This is a genomic window from Polynucleobacter sp. 71A-WALBACH (assembly GCF_018882365.1).
Taxonomy (GTDB): domain Bacteria; phylum Pseudomonadota; class Gammaproteobacteria; order Burkholderiales; family Burkholderiaceae; genus Polynucleobacter.
This window is the reverse complement of sequence record NZ_JACVOP010000007.1, coordinates 1-2,954: the sequence shown is the minus strand read 5'-3', so window position 1 is coordinate 2,954 and position 2,954 is coordinate 1. Positions and strand designations below refer to the sequence as shown.

The 2,954-nt window shown below is 42.6% G+C and carries 3 protein-coding genes; 1 reads left to right on the top strand and 2 read right to left on the bottom strand.

Annotation, left to right across the window (positions count from 1 at the left end; translation table 11 throughout):
* Positions 1-176: 176 nt before the first annotated feature.
* Entirely contained in the window at positions 177-545 is a 369-nt protein-coding gene (locus ICN42_RS11840; RefSeq protein ID WP_216255170.1) for a hypothetical protein, read from the bottom strand.
* Between the two features lie 154 nt (positions 546-699).
* Between ICN42_RS11840 and ICN42_RS11835 the strand changes: the two genes are divergently transcribed.
* Positions 700-1,206, top strand: a complete 507-nt coding sequence (locus ICN42_RS11835; protein WP_216255166.1) for a hypothetical protein — start codon at positions 700-702, stop codon at positions 1,204-1,206.
* Positions 1,207-1,310: 104 nt separating this feature from the next.
* Here ICN42_RS11835 and ICN42_RS11830 read toward each other — a convergent pair whose 3' ends face one another.
* The gene (locus tag ICN42_RS11830; RefSeq protein ID WP_216255163.1) at positions 1,311-2,681 is read right to left on the bottom strand and encodes an HD domain-containing phosphohydrolase; all 1,371 of its coding nucleotides are present in this window, start codon (positions 2,679-2,681) and stop codon (positions 1,311-1,313) included.
* Positions 2,682-2,954: the final 273 nt, after the last annotated feature.

The window sequence follows — 2,954 nt, the reverse complement described above, 5'->3', positions numbered from 1 at the left end:
AGCGCTCCCACATTAAATCCTTCTGGGTGGCTGTGTAATAGATTCGAGGTCGTTGTTTCATGAGCAACACTCCTTGCGCTTACGCAGTTTGTAGTGTGTTGCATCGACGGGTTGAAATCAAGACCCAAAGCAGCCGCAGATTAAATGCAACAAACCCCAATTTCTTAAGTGCCAGGCTAAATAATCAGGGAGCTGATCTTCTCTAGATTCTTATGATTATTTCTGCAAAGATTCATAGTGAAATCGTAGACTTTTTGGGTATCGCAATCCGCTTGCTCTGTTAACTCAATTAATTCAATATTGTTTTGAGTTCGCGCATGAAGATGACAGGCCTTTACTGCCACCGATGCCACTAATGCCATCGATTCAGCTGTTTTTGCATCATTAATGGCACTCTGCGCAACCTCCTCTGCCAGCACCGTTGCCAAGGCAGCCTTTTTAGACTCGACTAACTTTTCTTCACTTAACACCCTGACCTGATCAGTTAGCTCAACAACATGGGCAAGCAAGAATTGAATTTTTGCCTCAAGATCTTCTTTAGTCATAATAAGTCCAAGGTTTAAAGTTAAGGCATTAAAAGCGCAATGAGGTAGTCAGATCCACTGATTACAGGTAACATTATTTATTGCTTGAATTAATGCTTATTAGAATTATCATAATATATAACAGTCGAGCCTGAAATAAATTTATTGGATCAAGATGGTCATTAATAACGAAGAAATCTACAAAAAACTAGTCTCCCTTGAAACAGAGGTCAGCAATTTGCGAGAGGGTTACATCATTGTTAATAAGCGCTATACGGAAGCGCTGCACTCCCTTGGCTATCTCACAATCCAATCATCAGAAGCTGCAAAGCGGGCATCCTTGGCTGCCCAACATGCTGCAGATGCAGCAAAAAGCTCAGCTGCCGTTGCAAAAGCAGCCGCCCTTGAGGATATTATTCCCATAGCTGAATCTGCTGCAGAGTCAGCAGCTTTCGCAGCAGAAGCAGCCATTGAGGCTGCAGCCTCCGCATCAGCGGCAGCCTCCGCGGCTGCTGAAGCCGTTGCCCATCAAGCAGAAGAAGCCTCGCTTCAAGCCTCTTCCAGAGCTGCTGAGGCAACCCGAATTGCCACTCAAGCAGCTGCCGAAGCAGTCAAAATGTCCAACTTGGCAGCCGCCTCAGCAAAATCTGCAAGAAGTATGTCAAAAAAAATAGTGGATTAACAATTGAACGATTTGGGCGGCTACCAACAGCTGATTTAAGACTTTGAAATCAACTCCTGTTATCGGTCGCTTCTTAACCTAATGCGATCCGTCAAGTTAACTAATTAAACCTCCAAACTTTGGAGCGCTTCCTCTAAATCTGCTTTACCCTCAAAGAGCTTTACGGCAACAGCAACCATTTGGCCGTCAAACTGTTTATCCGCTTCAGACTTTATTTGCTCTATCGCAAAAGATAAACCACGGGCGGCCCTGTAAGGGCGATGACTTGCCATAGCCTCAATTGAATCGGCAATTCCCAGTAGTTTTGCCTCAGGCAAGATTTGATCACCCCGTAATCCAAAAGGGTAACCTGAACCATCTAAACGCTCGTGATGTTGACGAACGATCCTGGCTACAGGATGAGGAAATTCAATGTCTTTAAGAAGTTCATACCCATGCTCAGAATGTTCCCTCACAATTTTTTCTTCGAACTCAGATAAAGCAGAGGGCTTGGTGAGGATTTCTGCAGGTACTGCAATCTTACCAATATCATGAACTAATCCCGCCATCCTAAGGCCATCAATCTGATGCTCATCCCACCCCAATTCTTTTGCAATCGAACAAGCAATACGAGCAACCCGCTCTTGATGTCCAGCAGTGTAAGGATCACGCAGTTCCATCGACTTGATCAATGCTTGAATGGTGTCAGTAAAAGCCTTTTGCAGTTTCTCAGACTCTTGCGCTAACTTTCTTTCAGCCTCTTTTCGATTGGCAATATCTCGTACTGTTGCTTGTAGGATCCGTTTACCATCTCGAGTAAATGAAACTAACAAAACTTCCGCAGGAAATTCAGTACCATCAAGTTTGCAATGCGTCCACTCAAATAAACAACTTCCATTGCTCAAGGCCTCATTAATTCGCTGATTTGCCAAGATTGCAGAGCTAATCCCATTAGGCTGCACATCTGGAGAAAATTGTGATGGATGCTTACCTAAAAAATCGCTACTCAATGGACAACCAAACATTGCTAGGGTCGCAGGATTGCAGTCAAGAAAGGATTTTTCATCAAGCAGCATGATGGCATCAGGAGACAACTGAAAAAGTACCTTGAATTGATTTTCAATTGCCCCCAAAGCTCTCACTGCATTTATAGATTTAGTTATATCGGTGAACACATGAAAAAAGATGGGGGTATTACTATCTGGATCGATTGCGCTAAAGCCATTAGATAAAAATTCTTTATCTCCAATGCTAAATTGATCCAAGCTATTTTTACCGTCATGGAGGTGTGTTGTCAGATTGCAGTTTGGAAGTGGCCCACTCCCTTTAGGGAATACTTCCCAATAATGCTTGCCCAAGGCTTCACCTTCTTCAACCCCCGCATGTTGACAATAAGCAGAATTAACAAAAATTATTCTAAATTGGGAGTCATGAAAAAAAGCGGGATTGTCCATTCCCTCAACTATCTGCGAAAGAACATCTAGCTTAGCGAGCATTGTGTACCTACCTAGACTGGTATTAGATTTTCTTAAATTCTAGAATATAGAACCATTATTTACAATCGTTTCGGAGCATTATTGGTTCTCAAGGATTTGAGACACCAAAAAACAAAAAATATATTTACCTGAGCGTCTCTTATTGGCCGAGGCTGTGTAAAAACCCAAAATACTTCCATTGATTTAGATTTAAAGCGTGTACACGGGTTTTGGCCTTCAATCAAACGCTTCTGGCTGAGTCAACAATTCTGTTTTGGTAATTTGTGATTTTTT

What these genes read in the sequence shown, in the direction of transcription:
- ICN42_RS11835 (WP_216255166.1), top strand. Translation starts at nt 700, where the DNA reads ATGGTCATTAATAACGAAGAAATCTACAAAAAACTAGTCTCCCTTGAA.
- ICN42_RS11840 (WP_216255170.1), bottom strand. Translation starts at nt 545, where the DNA reads ATGACTAAAGAAGATCTTGAGGCAAAAATTCAATTCTTGCTTGCCCAT.
- ICN42_RS11830 (WP_216255163.1), bottom strand. Translation starts at nt 2,681, where the DNA reads ATGCTCGCTAAGCTAGATGTTCTTTCGCAGATAGTTGAGGGAATGGAC.